Source organism: Eisenbergiella sp. OF01-20, from assembly GCF_003478085.1.
Lineage (GTDB): Bacteria > Bacillota > Clostridia > Lachnospirales > Lachnospiraceae > Eisenbergiella.
In genome coordinates, this window is record NZ_QUES01000001.1 from 467101 (window position 1) to 485292 (window position 18192).

The window sequence follows — 18192 nt, forward strand, 5'->3', positions numbered from 1 at the left end:
GAAGGATTTTTTGAATGGAAATAACGAGATACCAGGACGCAGCAATTGATTCCCGCATACTTCGTGCCGTGGAGGAAATGGGTTTTGTAGACATGACACCTATACAGGAGCAGGCAATACCCGTATTATTGGAAAGAAAAGATGTAATTGGCCAGGCACAGACGGGAACCGGTAAAACAGCGGCCTTCGGAATCCCGGTTATACAGAATACAGATCCGGATAACAGGAACCTGCAGGCGGTGGTTCTGTGCCCGACCAGGGAGCTGGCGATTCAGGCGGCGGATGAGATGCGCCGTTTTGCAAAATATATGCATGGAGTCAAGATTCTCCCCATTTACGGAGGGCAGGATATTAACCGCCAGATAAAGGCATTGAAGGGCGGTGTTCAGATTATTGTGGGAACCCCGGGCCGCGTGATGGATCATATGCGCCGCCATACCCTTAAAATGGAGCAGGTGAACATGGTGGTTCTGGATGAGGCTGACGAAATGCTGAATATGGGCTTCCGCGAGGATATCGAAACTATCCTTCAGGGAATCCCCTCCGAACATCAGACTGCATTGTTTTCCGCAACGATGCCCAAGCCGATTCTGGAAATCACGGATACCTATCAGAAGGATGCGGTATATCTGAAGATGACAAGGCAGGAACTGACCATTCCTCTTGTGAAGCAGTATTATTACCGGGTTAACAGCCAGATTAAGGTGGAAGTGACAAGCCGCCTGCTGGACTATTATGGCATACAGAGATCCCTCATTTTCTGCAATACCAAGAGAATGGTGGATGAGCTTTCCGAGACTTTGAAAAACAAAGGCTATGCTGCAGAAGGCCTGCATGGGGATCTGTCCCAGAACCAGAGGGATACGGTGATGAACCGTTTCCGCAGCGGTAACCTGCAGATATTGATCGCCACGGATGTGGCCGCCAGAGGAATTGATGTGGACGATGTGGAAGCCGTATTCAATTATGATCTTCCGCAGGATATCGAGTATTATGTGCACCGCATCGGACGTACCGGCAGAGCGGGAAGGGAAGGACGTTCCTTCACCTTTGTTTCCAACCGGGAGATGTACCGGCTCAGGGACATTGAAAGAAGCTGCAAAACCACGATACAGGAAAGGAAAGTTCCTTCTGCATCGGATATAGTTTCCATTAAAGCAGAAAAAGCGCTCCGTGAGGCGTTTGACCTTTTGGAAGGGGATTCCCTTAAGAACCTGACGGAAATGGTGGAAAGAAAAATCGAAGATTGTGAATACAGCGCCGCAGAGCTTGCTGCCGCGTTCCTGAAGCTTCAGATGGGGGAAGAACCCCAGGAAATAGCAGAGGTGCTTCCGGAAAGAAGACGGAGTTATGCAAAAGGCAGCCGGGATTTCCGCGACGGACGCCAGGACAGGGGCAGAAGCAGGAATGCCGGAAGTTCCGATGGCAGACGGCAGCGTTTCTCTGATGACAGAGGCGGAGAACGACGCAGATACAGAGATACCGCTTCCGGAAAAGATACGAGGGGCGAACGGAACCACGGTTCCGAACGGAACTACAGTTCCGGGCGCAGCTATGGCACCGGACGCCGTCAGGCGGAAAACGCCGGACACAGGGAAAAAGACAGACGCATCGGTTGATTATAGGGAAAACAGCGAGCTGCTGCCGGGAAATAGCCTGGCAGCGGCTTATTTTTTCGAAGATCTTTCATAAACAGGAAGTGGGGCGGAATACCTTTAAGAAAAGAATTTTTTTTGTTTATGGAGGAAACTTATGTTACAATTAATGACGGACGGAATCCTGCGGTTCCTGGCAAACCAGCCGCAGGCTTTTGCCCACGTAAGAGGGTCTGAGAGCTTCCCTGACGTGCAGGGCCTGGTTACTTTTTATGATTTTTTGGATGGGACCATTGTTATGGCGGATATTTCCGGACTGCCGGATTCGCAGGAACCCTGTGAAAGAAAATTTTATGGATTCCATATTCATGAAGGAGCGGCCTGTACCGGGAATGAAACGGATCCTTTTGCGGATGCCGGAGCTCATTATAACCCGGACGGCTGCCCCCATCCAGCCCATGCAGGAGATATGCCTGTGCTGGAAGGAAACAGGGGAAGGGCCTGGCTGTCCTTCTACACGGAACGCTTTACTCCCGCCCAGGTCAGGGGCAAAACGGTGATTGTGCATGACATGGCGGATGACTATCATTCCCAGCCCTCCGGGGATTCCGGGCAGAAGATGGCCTGCGGGATTATCCAGTGAGCTTGCGTGGGAAAAAAAGAACGTGTATAATACCAATAATATGCTTATTTTAGTGAATACGAAACGAGGAAAATATGAACGATAACAATAGTCAGGAACGCTTAAACAAATATCTGGCCGACTGCGGGATTTGCTCCCGCAGGGAGGCCGACCGCATGATTGAGGCCGGCAGGGTTATGGTGAACAAAGCTCCTGCATCCATGGGAATGCGGGTTTCCGGTACGGAAGATATCACGGTTGACGGACGGCTGCTGGATAAAAAGGATCGTAAGGTAGTTCTTGCTTACTACAAACCGGTAGGTGTTACCTGTACGGAAAAAGATAAATACGCGGAAAAAACCATACGTGATGCCATTGATTATCCCATCCGGGTTACCTATGCGGGCAGGCTGGACAAGGACTCGGAGGGACTTCTCCTTCTGACAAACGACGGAGATCTGATCAACGGTCTGATGCGGGCTTCTAATTATCATGAAAAAGAATACCTGGTCAGGGTAAACAAACCTGTGACGGATACGTTTTTGCAGAAGATGGCGGAAGGCGTTTTTCTGAAGGAGCTTAATGTACAGACCCGCCCCTGTCAGGTGGAGAAGGAAGGGAAATTTGTGTTCCGCATCGTTCTTACCCAGGGTCTTAACCGGCAGATCCGCCGGATGTGCCGTGCTTTGGGATTTGACGCACAGGGAATAAAAAGAGTGCGTGTGGCCAATATTACCATTGGAAAGCTGAAGCCGGGAAATTACCGTCTGCTGACAGGAGAGGAATTGGAGGAGCTTTACGGGCTGCTGGATTCCTGAAGGCGCACGGACTATAAAAGGAGATTGGCAGGTAATGGATAAGACTGCAAGAATGAAGGAATTGATTGCGGCTCTGAATGAAGCGTCCCGGGCTTATTATGCCCAGGACAGAGAGATCATGAGCAATTATGAATACGATAAGCTGTATGATGAACTGACGGCTCTTGAGGAAGAAACGGGAACGGTCATGGCAGGAAGCCCGACGGTTACCGTTGGCTTTGAGGCGGTTGACGAGCTTCCCAAGGAACGCCATGAAAGCCCTATGCTGTCTTTGGGCAAAACAAAAAGCAGAGAGGATTTGCAGGACTGGCTGGGGGAACAGAAGGGACTGCTCTCCTGGAAGCTGGATGGGCTGACGATCGTGCTCACTTACAGGGACGGGCAGCTTTATAAGGCGGTAACAAGAGGAAACGGGGAAATCGGCGAAGTGATTACCCCGAATGCCAGGGTGTTCGTAAACCTGCCGCTCACCATTTCTTTTAAAGGAGAATTGGTGATCCGCGGAGAAGCCGTTATCACCTATGAAGATTTCCGCAAAATTAACGAACTGATTGAAGATGCCGATGCCAGATATAAAAATCCAAGGAATCTTTGTTCGGGTTCCGTAAGACAGCTGAATAACGAAATAACGGCGCAGAGAAATGTCCGTTTTTTTGCTTTTGCACTCGTGAAAGCGGACGGGGCGGATTTTAAGAATTCACGGAAGGAACAGTTTTGTTTCCTGCAGGAACAGGGCTTTGAGGTTGTGGAATATAAAGAAGTGGATGGGGAAACGATCCTTTCCGCCGTGGAAGAATTTGAGGACAAAGTGGCAGGCTACCCGGTACCGTCGGACGGCCTGGTGCTGATTTATGACGATATTGCCTATGGTCTCTCCCTGGGGCGTACAGCCAAATTCCCAAGGGATTCCATCGCTTTTAAATGGGCGGATGAAACCGCGGAAACCACATTAAAGGAAATAGAATGGAGTGCCAGCAGGACGGGGCTTATCAATCCGGTTGCCATATTCGATCCTGTGGAACTGGAGGGGACGACGGTGAGCCGCGCGAGCGTGCATAATATCAGTATCGTACGGAGCCTGAAGCTGGGAATCGGCGACCGTATCACTGTCTATAAGGCGAATATGATAATCCCCCAGATAGCGGAAAACCTGACAGGCAGCGACACGCTGCCCATCCCGGATACCTGCCCCGTATGCGGGGGAGCCACCAGGATTGAACAGGTGAACGATGTGCAGTCTCTGTACTGTACCAACCCCGACTGCGATGCCAAAAAGCTGAAGGCCTTTACTCTTTTTGTGAGCAGGGATGCCCTGAACATCGACGGACTCTCAGAGGCTACTCTGGAAAAATTCCTGGGAAGAGGTTACCTTCATACCTTTGCCGATTTATTCCATCTGCAAAACTATGAGGAAGATATCATAGAGATGGAGGGATTCGGGGAAAAATCCTTCCGGAATCTGATGGACAGCCTGGAAAAAGCAAGAAAAACAACACTTCCCAGAGTGATTTACGGCCTGGGAATTGCCAATATCGGCCTGGCGAATGCCAAGATGCTCTGCCGGGAATACCACGATAATCTGGAACGTATGATGCAGGCGGATGTGGAGGAACTGAGTCTGATTGACGGCATCGGAGGAGTGATTGCAGGAACCTTCCATGATTACTGGCAGTCTGAAAAAAACAGGGAAAATATGCATAAGCTCCTGAAGGAACTGGAAATCGAACAGATAGAGGTGGACGAGGCGTCTCTCACCCTGCAGGGAAAGGTTTTCGTCGTAACGGGCAGCCTGGAACATTTTGAGGGGCGCAGCGCCCTGAAAGAGCTGATTGAAAGCAAAGGGGGGAAGGTGACCGGAAGTGTTACCGGCAAGACTACCTGCCTGATTAATAATGACTATGCTTCCAATTCCTCCAAGAACAAAAAAGCAAAGGAGCTTGAGGTCCCTATCGTTACGGAAGAAGATTTTATGAGACAATATCTGGATATGGAGGTATAAGAAATGCCGATTAAAGTACAAAGCGATCTGCCTGCAAGGGCAATATTGGAAAATGAAAACATCTTTGTTATGGACGAATACCGGGCGCAGCATCAGGATATGCGCCCTCTTCAGATATGTATCCTCAACCTGATGCCGGTCAAACAGGATACGGAGCTTCAGCTTCTCCGATCCCTTTCCAACACGCCGCTTCAGGTGGATGTATCCTTTATGAAGATGAACAGCCATACATCCTTGAATACCTCTCCCACCCATCTGAATAAGTTCTATAATACCTTCGACGAACTGAAAAAATACAAATTTGACGGCTTGATTATCACAGGTGCTCCTGTGGAACAGATCCCGTTTGAAGAGGTGGATTACTGGCCGGAGCTATGCGAGATCATGGAATGGTCCAAAAGCCATGTGACCAGTACCTTCCATATATGCTGGGGAGCGCAGGCCGGTTTGTATTATCATTTCGGCTTAAATAAGGTCCTGCTGCCGGAGAAACTGTTCGGAGTGTTTTCCCATAAGGTATCCAACCGGAAGGTGCCGCTGGTGAGAGGGTTTGATGATTATTTCTACATACCGCACAGCCGCCATACTACCGTACCTGCCGAAGAAATCCATGCCTGCAGGGAACTTATGGTCATGGCGGAGTCGGAGGAAGCCGGCGTGCTTCTTGCCATGGCGGGAGAGGGGAAGCAGATCTTTGTCATGGGACATCCGGAATATGACAGATATACCCTCCATAACGAATATATGCGGGACAAGGAAAAAGATCTGCCGATACAGGTGCCTGTCAATTATTATCCGGAAGATGATTTTACCCGGAGACCGACCCTGCTCTGGAGATCCCACTGCAATGATTTGTATACCAACTGGCTGAATTATTACGTATACCAGGCGACACCCTATGATCTCGGTGAGATATAGAGTTTGCCGGGGAAACAGAAAGGCGGTGTATGGAATAACGACAGCCCCGGGGAGAGACGATCCCTCCGGGGCTTTTTTGTATTGGAAGTGTGCCGGAAGTACCGGAGGAACGGGTGCAAAATAGAAGGTTCTGTCAATTTTCCTTACATGCCCTCAATTACCGGGACAATCGAAGCAAAACAGCGCATTAAAATCAATCCCTACAATATCTACATAGGCAATTAAAAAATCCACCGAAGGATTCACGTTTCCCTGTTCTATCCGGGTCATATTATAGCTGTTTGTAGGCACTCCCCGAAGCTGCAGTTCTCTAATCACATCCACCTCTTTAAGGCCCCTGGCTTTTCTGTATTTTCTTATGTTTGCCCCAATTCGGTTAATACAGCCGGTCTGGATGATTTTTTCGTTTTTTGCCATAATTACATTCTCTTAATAATGAAATCTGTGGATACATAATAATTTACTTATTGCAATAATAATGGTTATTATGTGTAGAAAAGTTGCACAATATGCAGTTTTAGCATTATAATAGCTGTAAGTTGTGTCGCTCAGGCAAAAGAGAGAGAGTGGAGGCAGATATGAATTTATATATATCCAAAGAAGATGTGACAAATGTATTGAATGAAAGACTGAAAATCCTGACAAATGAAGACGTTCCGGATGATGAAGAGGTAAAAGTCATATTAGATGCCTTAGATTATTATGCACCTATAATGCAATCGGCAGTAGAAGAAAGTTATATAAATTTTGTTGACCGGTATTTGTAACAAAGGAAAAGACCGAATTTCTTCCTGTTTACAGAAAAATGGCTGTTTGCTATAATAAGAGACAGCTTATAAATTGCGGCATTTACTGCGGCCGTACGGCGTTGTCGGGCTGCGGCTGACAGAAAGGGAACGGACGGAAGATGATAAACAGAGAGGATATGCTGGAGCTGACCAGACGGATGACCCTTTCCCGGACATCATTTGACAGAATCGCAGGCTGTTATGTGGATGAGGACGGGGATTTTGAGGGGAGCTTTAATACGAATTTCCTGAAGCTGTCAGCAGCAGAGAGAGCCAAAAAACTGAAGCTGGCAAAGGCAATCCCTTTTTCTCCCACGAATGTAAACCTTAAAGAATATGAATTTCCGCAATGTGTGCAAAAACCGGGAAGTATGTGGCAGCTGCTTCTGTCGATGAACGAATGCGGCCTGAAGAATGATGCGCTGATGGATACCTTTTATGATATCTTGATGGAACGCTATCAGGCGGAATCGGAGTATGCGGTTCTTGTGTTCCATGGGCGTTATGATATTCCCGTGAAGGCTTCGGATAAGGAAAGCCTGTGGGAGTCGGAGGAAGTATTTGAATATATGATTTGCGCGATTTGTCCGTTGTTTGGAGAATATGAGCCGGGAGATCCGGAATGCGGATTCCTGTTTCCCGCTTTTACGGACAGGAGCAGGGATTTGAATCACATAGCGGTATTCCAGGCGGATGCAGGGCGGCCTCACACGGAGCTGCTTGAGGTTTTGGGGGTGGATTGGGAAAACAGAAAACGTGGTTTTTAGTATCGGGAGGTAACGGATGAAGAAATATTTTTGGATAATCGCAGTAGTTTTTGCTTTGACTTCTGCTGCCTGCGGTGTTAAGAAACCGGTGGAAGCGCCATCCGTGGATGCAGCGGAAACAGCGTCGGAAACGGTGGATGATACGCAGGAGGGGGACAGTACGCCGGAAGAGAGTACGCAGGAGCCGGTGGAGGAAACTTCGGGCGAAGCGGTGAAGGAAACTCCGGGGGAACCGGCGGAGGAAGGCCTTATCCTGACCAGCGCGCCAGTGCTTTATCTTTCCGACATGCTTTCAAGTACATGGAACCGGACGGAGCTTCATTCCGGTAATTATTCATGGAGCTATATGGAAAAGGGAGAAACAGTCAGCATGGTAGCCTGCGGGACGCATCCTCTGGATGAAAACAGTGGTGGGCAGGATAAGCTGAAGCTGCCGGAATACAACGGGATCGATTTTGTATCTTATGCCGTTTCCTGTGATGTCAGCCCTGATCGCATTGTGATAAGGGAATGGGATGCCTCCGAAGAAGGGAATATCCAGGCGGAGCCGGATTCCGAAACGGTCTGTGAGGAAACCTTATTTGCCGATCTGAAACCGGATAAAATTTATGAAATCACTGCGGAATGGAAGGAAGAGCTGCTGGAAGAAAGAGGTTTCTGCGGCGAAGCTTCTTATGAATTGCGGACGGAATAAGAAAGCAGCGTTTATAGGCGGCCAAAACGGCGAACGGTCAATAAAATAAAGGTGTGGTAAGCGGCATAGTCTGTTTGGGGCTATGCCGTTTTTGACTGAGTAGAAGGGAACGCAGCGAAGGAATCCATTTTTATAACTACAAAAAAAATGTACTAAAATCCTTGTTTGCATATCTTTTGTATAAAATAAATAATAAATATTGAAAAATATTAGATAGCAATATATAATAAGTGCATAAATAACACAAAAGACAAAGGTGATAGCGCTATCATATAGTCAAAATGATTATTTTGAGCAAAAGAATGAAAGGATTAATAGTTAAATAATTTGACGGAACAAAAGCGGAACAAGAAAGTAAAAGAGTATTATAGATACAACAAAGTTGCAATAAAGACGGCGAGAGAAAATGAGAAGTCAAAACGGAACTGTTAATTCAACAAAGTAAAGGAGGAAATGGTTATGAAGAAACTGGGAGCGTTTTTATTGTCGGCGGCTATGGTTATGTCGCTTACAGCGTGTGGGGGGGGGCAAAAAGCTGATGCACCTGCTGCTTCCGAACCGGTAAAAGAGTCCGCTTCTGCAGATGCTGCCCCTGCTGAATCCACACCCGCGGAAGGTGCTGCTGCAGAAGGCACAGACATCAGCGGAAGCACGCTGGAAGTTGCAGTTACTTATACCGGTGACCAGGCAACCACGTTCCAGGGACTGGTGGACAAGTTTGAAGAAGAGTACGGATGTACGGTCAATGTGGCGGAGTATGGTACGGACTATGAAAACACCTTAAAGACACGTATGGCCGCCAATGAGCTTCCCGATGTATTCCAGACACATGGATGGTCCATTCTGCGTTACAAGGAATATCTGATGAACCTTCAGGATCAGCCCTGGGTTTCCGATTATGATGATTCCGCACTGGGCGTTATCCAGGATGACGACGGGGCAATCTATGTTCTGATGATTTCCGAACTCATTAACGGAACGCTTGTGAACACTGATGTTTGTGAAGCGGCGGGAGTTGATCCCTATGCCATCCATACGTGGGATGATTTCACAGAAGCCTGCGAAAAAGTGAAGGCCAGCGGGACAACCCCTATCTGTGTACTTTCCAATCCCGGACTTCTTGCGAACTTTGCAGGAACCTTTGTAAGCTATGACGGTGAGATGTTCCAGGATTCCGCCGCTATGCTGGACGGTTCCTATGACTGGCAGAATTACAAGGCATCCCTCATCAAGTATATGTCCGACTGGATTGAATCCGGCTATTATTTTGAAGATATCCTTACCCTGGTAGATACCGATCTTACCGAGCGTTTTGCAGCCGGCAAGGGTGCGTTCTGTTTGGGAAATGACCCTTCCGTTATGCTTACCTGCCTTACCCTTAACCCGGATGCCAACTTTATTTTCCTTCCTTCCTTCGCATCCAAAGAAGGCGGAAAAGAGCATGTGGGCATCGGCGAAGGTGATACCTTTGGTATTTGGAAAGACACCAAGAATGCAGATGCAGCCAAAGTATTCTTAGAGTATATGGCACGTCCGGAAGTAGCAAAAGAGATGAATGCCGCTACCGGTAAAATCAGCTGCCTGAAATCCACCATGGAAATTGACGACGGATATGGCCTGAAAGTATTCCAGGATATGAAAGAAAAATGTGCGGACTGTGATATTTTCTATGAAAACCTTTGGGACAGACAGTATATGCCTTCCGGTATGTGGCCGATTTTCGGAAATGCCAGCAATATGCTCTTTGACGACCACAGTGAAAAGGGACAGGATGATGTGATTGAATATCTGTTAGAAAACTATCAGGATCTTTATGAAGCTGCGAAAGAAGGCTGAAATAGTTAACCAGAGAGAACAACTGAAAGAAAGCTGAAACGATGGTGGGGTGGCAATGCCATCTCACCTGTTTTGATAAAGGAGGTATTGCTTTGAAAAAAAGAAAATGGATATATCTCTCCTTGACTATTCCGGCTCTGGCTTTGATGGTTTTATTTATAGCAGCTCCGCTGGTAAACGCGATCCGCATATCCTTTTTTAAATGGAACGGCTATTCGCAGAATATGCGCTGGTACGGTCTGAAGAATTTTGTGAATCTGTTCACGGATGATTTGTTTTGGAGAGCCACACTGAATACATTTATTTATGGCTTTGGTTCCACGCTTATTCAGAATGTATGCGGTCTTGCTGCCGCATTGTTTCTGAACAATAAATTCAAAGGAAGAAACGGCGTCAGGGTAATTCTGTATATGCCTATCATGATTTCCGCATTTATTATGGGCCAGATCCTCTATTACTTTGTACAGGCGGAGGGCGGTGTGTTTAATGAGCTTTTGGGCATCATCGGTATCCCTTCCGTTTATTGGATGAAAACGGGACTTTCTTCCACCCTGATGATTACCCTTGCCAATTCCTGGCAGTATATGGGGCTTTGTATGATCATTTATCTGGCAGGGCTTCAGAACATTCCTGCTATGTATAAGGAAGCGGCCAAGCTGGACGGCGCGAACAGGGTAAAAGAATTTATCCATGTAACGCTGCCTCTGTTAATCCCGTCCATTACAACCGCAGTAGTAACCAACCTGATCGGCGGCTTCAAGCTGTTCGATGCCATTGTGGCTATGTCAAACGGCGGCCCTAACAGAAAGTCCATGTCCCTGTCTTTCTATATATCCCAGCTGTATTTCAATGATGAAAAAGCAGGATATGCTTCCGCAGTGGGTATCATGACCTTCTTTATCATTATGATCGTAGCGCTGCCTGTCAACGCTTATCTTCGTAAGAAGGAGGTGGAGTATTAATGGAAGCAAGGCTTAAAAAGACAAAAGGACCGAATACACACTCCGTATGGTGGTGCTATATTGTAGCGATTGTTTTAATCCTGATTTATTTACTTCCTATATATATCATGCTCAACCTGTCCTTCCGGACGATGCAGGATTTGGGAACGAAGCTGTCCCTGCCTGCAGCCTGGAATTTCCAGAATTACATAGAAGTTTTCAAAAGTGGGGATTTGTGGCTTGGTTTTAAAAACTCCATTATCCTTGTGGTGGAAACGGTAACTCTTGAAATCGTGCTCGCCGCACTTGCCGCCTACGGGCTTGCCAGAAGCAACGGAAAGCTTGCGGAATCCATCCGTAACCTGAATATGGGTATTATGATGATCCCCAGTGTAGCACTGTTGGTAGGTACCTATGGCCTTATGGTTAAATTCCATATGACCAATACGCTTTATGGCCTGGCTCTGCTGTCTGCAGCAGGGGGGATCCCCGGAACGATGTTCATGTACGTAAACTTTGTGGTTTCCATCCCGACAGCCCTGGATGAGGCGGCGGCTATCGACGGCGCCGGCGTGCTGCGGACCTTTACCCAGATTATTATGCCGCAGCTGAAGGCTGTGACGGTAACCAGAATTATCATGTCTGCAACGGGCTGCTGGAATAATTACCTGATGCCTATGTACCTGCTGCAGGATAAGTCCAAATTTACCATTATCCTTGTTATCAAATCGGCGTTTAACCGTACAAACGGGGTGGGAAACCTGCCGAAAGCCTGCGCCACGTGCGCCCTTGGCCTGCTGCCGGTCATTCTGCTGTATCTGTTCCTGCAGAAATATATTATTGAGGGACAGATAGACAGCTCCGTGAAATAACAGGATTGATTTATTGTAACTGTGCAGGTACGGAACGGTTACGGATTATGAATGCAGGGAGGAATAAGAACCATGAAACTATATAATCGTAAGCAAAATGACCCGGCTCCGCTTGGTCAGGCGGATCCCTATATGATAAAGGCAGGAGACGGCAGGTATTATATATATGCCACAGGCCCTTCCGGCCCGCAGCTGTATAGCAGCGACACACTGCTGGAAGGCTGGGAATATGAGGGAGGCTGCCTGGATATGACAGGGCAGAAAAATTGCTGGGCTCCCTGTGTGATTGAGATTGACGGGAAATATTATATGTATTATTCAAGCATGGATGCGGATGATGAGGACGAACATGGACAGACCATGCGGGTGGCTGTTTCGGATTCTCCGGGAGGGGAATTCCGGCTGGTAAAAAATCTCCTGCCGCCTTTTTCCATCGATCCCCATGCGGTTATCACTCCTTCCGGAATGTACTTTTTCTACTGTGTAAATGAATATGAGGCGGAGAGAGTAGGCACGGTGGTAATGTGCGATAAAATGACGGATCCCTTTACCCTGGAGGGAAATCCGGTATGCGTGATCCGGCCGACTCTGGATGAAGAGATTTACCAGAGGGACCGCTTTAAAGAAGGGCAGCATTGGCATACCATCGAGGGTGCATTTTACTTCTGCGTAGGGAATACCCATTATTTAATGTATTCCGGCGCCTGCCATCAGAATCCCACATACTTCATAGGTTACAGTGTGGCCCATGGATCGCCCGATGCGGATCTGAGAACCCTGGACTGGAAAAAATATCCCGATGATACCACCTATGCGCCGCTGCTTTCCAAAAACGATTTTGTGGAAGGCATGGGACATAACAGCGTGATCTTTGATAATGGGAAATGTTATATCGTCTATCATGGACGTGACAAGGAAGGCCGGGCTTCCCGGGAGGAGACGGCTGAAGATACCCGATCCGCCAGAATCGACGAAATGAAAATTGACGGAGATGTCTTATCCGTAGTGCCTACGAGATAATATAGCGTAAGGAACAGGGCCGGCATGCTGCCGGCCCTGTTCTGTTATGGAATGATTCGGTAAGCGACGGAAACGGATTCGGACGGTTTATGTATGGTGTGGGAACGGCTGCCCGGATTCATACTTCAGAAATATCTTCGTCGTCCTGATAGTTAATATGTTTTTTAAACATAGACTCCTGAAGGTATGACGACAGATAGAAGAAACCGGCAGGAACGATGAACAGCAGGGGCGGATAATATATCGCCAGTTCCACAGCAAAAACCAGGATACACAGGAGAAGGAAATTTTTAAAGAGATGTCCGAAGCTGAGTCTGACGATTAAGGTAAACAGCTCCTGCCTCTTCAGATGGAAACGCCCCAGCAGGGCGAAGCCATGAATCTGTATGCACAGGCAGACGAGAATGGAAAAAATGGAAAAGAATACATACATACTGGCAATGAGGCTGTCCGGTTTCTGCCAGCAAACATAGCAGGTTATACCGAACAGGGCGTATAGGAGAATCAGCAGGGCGGTAAACGGTACCGACTGTTTCAGATTACTTTTGAAAGCATCTTTAAATGTGGCAAACGCATAGCCGCGGTTCTGCCGGATTACCTTTATTATGGTGTGATAAAGAGCAGAGCTGGAGGCTCCCAGTGTGAGAACCGGCAGACTGCAGAGGCACCACAATACACTGAGAACCACCATATCCGCAGCCTTATTCAAGATTGTCATTAGAGTGCTGTCCTGATTAAACATAGGTTTTCCTTTCCGGGCCTATCAGCCGTTTTCGTATTCTACTTTCATGACGATATCCTGCGCGAAATCGCCGAAGTGTTTGCCGAATAAATTCATCCCGCCCACGTGCTGGCTGTCATTGTCTATTTTCAGGATGAAGGAGAAAAAATAGTCATTCAGCAGCCCCAGGCTTTCGATGGTTTCCTCCGAAACCTTTTGGTTGTCAATATAGCAGCCATGGTGGGTGACGTAGATTTTTTTGTATTCACCGAACTGGGTGTTGGATTCGCTCCACCAGGTGGGATTGTAAATCCCTTTCCTTCCGCCGTAATCTCCTTTGGTAAGAAAGGTGGCCACTTTTTTGTGGTTCAGCTCAAAGGTTATGTCAGAGGGCCAGTTGTTGTTATAGCCGGGGGCCTCAGAGCATATTTCAAAAGAGAATTCAATCTGTGCCACCTTATCCTGCAGGAGGGAATAATTGGAGAACTGGTATTCCAGAAACCCTTTGGTAAACCACATGAGGGAGGCATCTGTACGATCGGGGGAATAAAAGCCGTAAGGGCTGTCCTCATAATACAGATACGAAACAGCGGATGCGATTCCGCAGGGCGGGAATATCTCACAATTGCAGTAATGGCCGATAGGCATGTTTACGAATACAGGAGGCTTGCGGGTTATTTTGCTCACATGGGCGAAAACATCCAGGGATATATTGGCGGTTTTAATACCGCACAGCTTCTGGGAACCGCGCATGCCGGGCTTGGGAACGACGGTTATGAGATTGGCCTCCTTCAGTGTTTTGATATGAAGGCACATGGAGGACATGGGAAGATAAAAGGCTTCCGCAAGCTCGCTGATAGTCATGGATTTGGCAACCAGGCATTTCAGGATTTCCAGGCGGGTTTCCGAGGACAAGGCCCGGCATATTTTGGCAGTGGTTTCCGTGTCGGATAAATCCATAACGATATCTTTTTTATTTTTTATTTCTTCGTACATAAGCTGTGCTCCTTTATACTTGGCTGGACGGTAGCATATGCGGATTCTAAACAAAGTATAAAAGGAAAAGGCAGTTATTGCAAGACATAATTACATTAAAAATGTATTAAATGGGATATTGGCATATAAAATGTATAGTATTTAACTTAGATATTGAAAAGTAATGTATAAATTATATAATCAAATTATCCATAGGTACAAAAAATATGGATAAGAAAGGCGGGTGAAGATTTGAACATTTTATGGATCTGTACGGATCAGCAAAGGGCGGATACCCTGGGGTGTATGGGAAATAAATGGGTGCATACACCCAATCTGGATCGCCTGGCATCCGAGGGTGTGGTGTTTGAAAATGCCTATTCCCAAAGCCCTGTCTGTGCGCCGAGCAGGGGAAGCTTTCTGTCCGGACGTTATCCAAGAACCTGCGGACCCAGGCAGAACGGACAGGATATCGACAGCAGGGAACGGCTGCTGCCCAGAATCCTGGCTGACAACGGATATTACTGCGGACTTGCTGGCAAACTGCATCTAACCGCCTGTCATCCGGATACGGGGCGGCTGGAAGAGGCGCGGATTGATGATGGGTACCATGTCTTTTCCTGGTCACATCATCCCCAGCCCCATCAGGGTACAAACTGGCCGGCCAACGCCTATAACCGGTTCCTGCTGAAAAACGGGAGGGACTATATTACCCCGGACAGAGAGGATTGTACCTACGTCCAGACCGGTGTGGAGGAAACATGGCATCAGACCACCTGGTGTGCGGATGAGGCACTCCGGTTTATGGAAAACGCCAGGGTTTTTGGAAAGGACTGGATGTTTTCCCTGAATTGTTTTGATCCCCACCATCCCTTTGATCCTCCGGCGGATTATCTGCAGCGTTATCTGGATAAGCTGGATCAGCTTCCTCTTCCCAATTACGGGGAAGGAGAACTTGCGGATAAACCGGTTTTCCAGCAGAAAGATCATGAAGGAGCTTATGATACCAAAGGGTATTATGCGTATGACAGCATGAACGATCATGATCACAGGATGATCCGGGCCGCTTATTGGGCTATGGTGGATCTCATTGATAAACAGGTGGGCAGGCTGCTTGATTATCTGGACAGAACCGGCCAGAGGGAAGATACACTGATTGTATTCCATTCGGATCATGGGGAGAACCTGGGAGATCACGGTATGTATTTAAAGGGGCCTTATTTCTATGAAAATAATGTCCATGTGCCGCTGCTTATCAGCTGGCCCGGCAAGATTCCGGGAGGCCGCAGAAGCAGGGCGCTGGTGGAATTAACCGATCTGGCCCCTACTTTGTGTGATGCTGCCGGGATCCCTGCCGGTGATGGCTTTCAGGGAAAATCCTTCTGGAAGCTGCTTACCGGGGAAGCGGATCTGCATACGCACAGAAGCAGCGTGTACAGTGAGTATTATAACAGCAATATCAACCACAGAGATCCGCTGGCCTTTGCGACCATGGTGTGCGACGGCCGCTATAAGCTGGTGAGGGTACACGGCTGCCGGGAAGGGGAAACCTGCTGCACAGAGCTGTACGATTTGCAGGAACAGCCTTTGGAAAGGAAAAATCATTACCGGGATCCCGCAATGGCGGATGTGAAAATGCGCCTGCTGGAAACCATGTGCGACCGGATGGCAGGGACCTGCGATCCCCTCCCGGTGAGAAAGGCCTGCTGGTAAACAAGAGCGATGAAGGTACGAACAATAAAAAAGGAGGATATTATGGGATTAGTAAGAGTAAGGGATATTTTAAAGATGGCGGATGACAACCGTTTTGCGGCGGCGGCTATTGATGTATTTGATTTCCAGTCCGCGGAGTGGGTGGTGAAGGCGGCGGAAAGAGAACAGGTACCGGTGCTGCTGATGTTTTACCCGGATATGAGTTCCTTTATCCCATTCAGCACGATGGCGGGTATTGCCGTGGATCTGGCAAAACAGGCGAGCGTACCTGTGGGGGTCCATCTGGATCACGGGAAATCCTACGAGGTGGCGGTAGGAGGGATCGCCGCAGGTTTTCCTTCCATCATGTATGACGGATCCGCAAGGCCCTTTGAAGAAAATCTGGAAGTTACGGCAAGCGTGGTGAAATGCGCCCATATCATGGGGATTGATGTGGAGGCGGAGCTGGGGACTGTGGGACAGGGAAGCCGGAAAGAGGATTTCTGCAATGAAGAGCTGTATACCAAACCGGAAATGGCAAAAGATTTTGTGGAAAGAACACAGGTGGATTCTCTGGCGGTAGCTATCGGAAACAGCCACGGCCATTATGTATGCGAGCCGCATCTGGATATCCGGAGGCTGGATGAAATCAATAAAACCATTGATGTACCGCTGGTACTTCACGGCGGTTCCGGAATCCCGGCAGAGCAGATGATTGAATCCGTAAAATACGGAATCAATAAAGTGAATATCGGTACGGAATTCTTTGAAAAATGCAAAAACTGCGTGGCGGCTCATATGGGGGCGGACGGCTTTATCCTGGATCATTATAAAGAAGCGGGAGAAGAGGTGATCGATTTTGTGAGAGGCCGGATTGCCAGAATCAATCCGTATCATTTCACGCTCTGAGCGGCGGCACGCCGGGATAATGCGGGAGGGTTACAGATATGGGAATGAAAGAATCCATGGAAACAAGCCGTTCCATAGAGGTGGTGGGAATCGGGATCCCCTATTATGATATGGTGATCAATGTGAACAAAATGCCGGGGCTTGACGGAGCGGCAAGCGCCAACGAGGCTTTCTACCAGGGAGGGGGAAAGGTGGCAACAGCTATGGCGGCGGTGGCACGGCTGGGAAGAAGAGCCGGTATCATCGCCAAGGTGGGGGAAAACCACAGGGGAAGATTTGTCCTTGAGGATTTCCGGTACAACGGTGTGGATACTTCGGCTGTGATCGTAGATGAACCGGGAACCTCCAGCCCCTTTTGCCTTTCCTTATCCGAGGAAGAGCACAAAACCAGAATTTTTATAGGCAAAGAGGGAACGGCGGGGGAGCTGCAGCCGGAAGAAATTGACTACGGCTATCTGGGACAGGCGAAGTATCTGCATCTGGAAAACGGAAGGCCGGCCAGCGCGGCGGCGGCCCGTTTTGCAAAGGAGCACGGAATCGTGACGGTGATGGATGCGGATAATTATCAGGAGGGGATTGTTAAGCTGCTCCCTTTTCTGGATGTATTTATCGCATCGGAGTTCTTTTACCGTGATATGTTCGGCGGGCTGGCTTATGAAGCGGGATGCCGGAAGCTGATGGAGGCCGGGCCGTCTGTTGTGATCGTGACGCTTGGCAGCCGGGGGAGTGTGGGACTGACGGAGAAGGACGGCTTCTTTTGTACCGAAAGCTTCCGGGTGCCGGTACGGGATACCACCGGTGCGGGGGATGTGTTCCACGGGGCCTATATTGTAGGGATGCTGGAAGGCATGGAGGCGCCGGAATGCGCCAGATTTGCCAGTGCGGTTTCCGCTGTCAAATGTACCTGCTTCGGCGGCAGGACAGGGATACCGGACAGGGAAACGGCAGGAAAATTCCTGGAAACTGGAATTATCGACGACACGGAGGCGCTGGAGCGTCTGGATTATTACAGAAAGAATCTTTAG

Annotated in this window: 18 protein-coding genes; 15 read left to right on the forward strand and 3 right to left on the reverse strand. The window is 48.4% G+C overall.

From position 1 onward, the window contains the following. Window positions 1-14: 14 nt before the first annotated feature. The 5 genes from DXA36_RS02310 (at window position 15) to metA (ending at window position 5952) form a co-directional block, all read left to right on the forward strand. Window positions 15-1619, forward strand: a complete 1605-nt coding sequence (locus tag DXA36_RS02310) for a DEAD/DEAH box helicase (protein WP_118675969.1) — start codon at window positions 15-17, stop codon at window positions 1617-1619. 133 nt (window positions 1620-1752) lie between these two features. Next, complete coding sequence (locus tag DXA36_RS02315) at window positions 1753-2238, forward strand: superoxide dismutase family protein (protein WP_118675970.1); 486 nt, start codon at window positions 1753-1755, stop codon at window positions 2236-2238. 74 nt (window positions 2239-2312) lie between these two features. Beyond that, window positions 2313-3035 carry a pseudouridine synthase gene (locus DXA36_RS02320; protein WP_118675971.1) on the forward strand — a complete coding sequence of 241 codons (723 nt, stop codon included), beginning with the start codon at window positions 2313-2315 and terminating at the stop codon, window positions 3033-3035. Window positions 3036-3069: 34 nt separating this feature from the next. Further along, a complete protein-coding gene (gene ligA, locus DXA36_RS02325; protein WP_118675972.1) occupies window positions 3070-5034 on the forward strand; it encodes an NAD-dependent DNA ligase LigA in 1965 nt (654 codons plus the stop codon). 3 nt (window positions 5035-5037) lie between these two features. Next, window positions 5038-5952, forward strand: coding sequence for a homoserine O-acetyltransferase MetA (gene metA / locus DXA36_RS02330; RefSeq protein ID WP_118675973.1), 915 nt, complete (start codon window positions 5038-5040; stop codon window positions 5950-5952). A 153-nt stretch (window positions 5953-6105) separates the two neighbouring features. Here metA and DXA36_RS02335 read toward each other — a convergent pair whose 3' ends face one another. Next, on the reverse strand, window positions 6106-6369 hold the full coding sequence (locus DXA36_RS02335) for a helix-turn-helix domain-containing protein (protein WP_118675974.1): 264 nt from the start codon (window positions 6367-6369) through the stop codon (window positions 6106-6108). A 161-nt stretch (window positions 6370-6530) separates the two neighbouring features. Between DXA36_RS02335 and DXA36_RS02340 the strand changes: the two genes are divergently transcribed. The 7 genes from DXA36_RS02340 to DXA36_RS02370 all read left to right on the forward strand — a co-directional run bounded on the left by DXA36_RS02340 (window position 6531) and on the right by DXA36_RS02370 (window position 12870). Next, the gene (locus tag DXA36_RS02340; RefSeq protein WP_118675975.1) at window positions 6531-6719 is read left to right on the forward strand and encodes a hypothetical protein; all 189 of its coding nucleotides are present in this window, start codon (window positions 6531-6533) and stop codon (window positions 6717-6719) included. 140 nt (window positions 6720-6859) lie between these two features. Continuing rightward, on the forward strand, window positions 6860-7507 hold the full coding sequence (locus DXA36_RS02345) for a DUF4317 family protein (RefSeq protein ID WP_118675976.1): 648 nt from the start codon (window positions 6860-6862) through the stop codon (window positions 7505-7507). A 16-nt stretch (window positions 7508-7523) separates the two neighbouring features. Beyond that, the gene (locus DXA36_RS02350; RefSeq protein WP_118675977.1) at window positions 7524-8201 is read left to right on the forward strand and encodes an LptM family lipoprotein; all 678 of its coding nucleotides are present in this window, start codon (window positions 7524-7526) and stop codon (window positions 8199-8201) included. Window positions 8202-8660: 459 nt separating this feature from the next. After that, window positions 8661-10037: an ABC transporter substrate-binding protein gene (locus tag DXA36_RS02355; RefSeq protein ID WP_182478880.1), complete on the forward strand. Its 1377-nt coding sequence runs from the start codon at window positions 8661-8663 to the stop codon at window positions 10035-10037. Between the two features lie 92 nt (window positions 10038-10129). Next, window positions 10130-10999, forward strand: a complete 870-nt coding sequence (locus tag DXA36_RS02360) for a carbohydrate ABC transporter permease (RefSeq protein WP_118676413.1) — start codon at window positions 10130-10132, stop codon at window positions 10997-10999. Next, on the forward strand, window positions 10999-11850 hold the full coding sequence (locus DXA36_RS02365) for a carbohydrate ABC transporter permease (RefSeq protein WP_118675979.1): 852 nt from the start codon (window positions 10999-11001) through the stop codon (window positions 11848-11850). Before DXA36_RS02360 ends, DXA36_RS02365 begins: the two co-directional genes overlap by 1 nt. 72 nt (window positions 11851-11922) lie before the next feature. Beyond that, on the forward strand, window positions 11923-12870 hold the full coding sequence (locus DXA36_RS02370) for a glycoside hydrolase family 43 protein (protein ID WP_182478881.1): 948 nt from the start codon (window positions 11923-11925) through the stop codon (window positions 12868-12870). A gap of 118 nt (window positions 12871-12988) precedes the next feature. Here DXA36_RS02370 and DXA36_RS02375 read toward each other — a convergent pair whose 3' ends face one another. Together DXA36_RS02375 and DXA36_RS02380 are read right to left on the reverse strand one after the other, a co-directional pair. Beyond that, window positions 12989-13588, reverse strand: coding sequence for a YesL family protein (locus tag DXA36_RS02375; protein WP_182478882.1), 600 nt, complete (start codon window positions 13586-13588; stop codon window positions 12989-12991). Window positions 13589-13633: 45 nt separating this feature from the next. Then, window positions 13634-14587, reverse strand: coding sequence for an ArsR/SmtB family transcription factor (locus DXA36_RS02380; protein ID WP_118675982.1), 954 nt, complete (start codon window positions 14585-14587; stop codon window positions 13634-13636). A 231-nt stretch (window positions 14588-14818) separates the two neighbouring features. On the opposite strand from DXA36_RS02380, the gene DXA36_RS02385 reads away from it, so the two are divergent. From DXA36_RS02385 to DXA36_RS02395, 3 genes are read left to right on the forward strand one after another with little or no spacing between them, the layout of a single operon-like run. Next, window positions 14819-16279: a sulfatase family protein gene (locus tag DXA36_RS02385; RefSeq protein ID WP_118675983.1), complete on the forward strand. Its 1461-nt coding sequence runs from the start codon at window positions 14819-14821 to the stop codon at window positions 16277-16279. Window positions 16280-16321: 42 nt separating this feature from the next. Continuing rightward, on the forward strand, window positions 16322-17167 hold the full coding sequence (locus tag DXA36_RS02390; protein ID WP_182478883.1) for a class II fructose-bisphosphate aldolase: 846 nt from the start codon (window positions 16322-16324) through the stop codon (window positions 17165-17167). A 38-nt stretch (window positions 17168-17205) separates the two neighbouring features. Next, complete coding sequence (locus DXA36_RS02395) at window positions 17206-18192, forward strand: carbohydrate kinase family protein (protein WP_118675985.1); 987 nt, start codon at window positions 17206-17208, stop codon at window positions 18190-18192.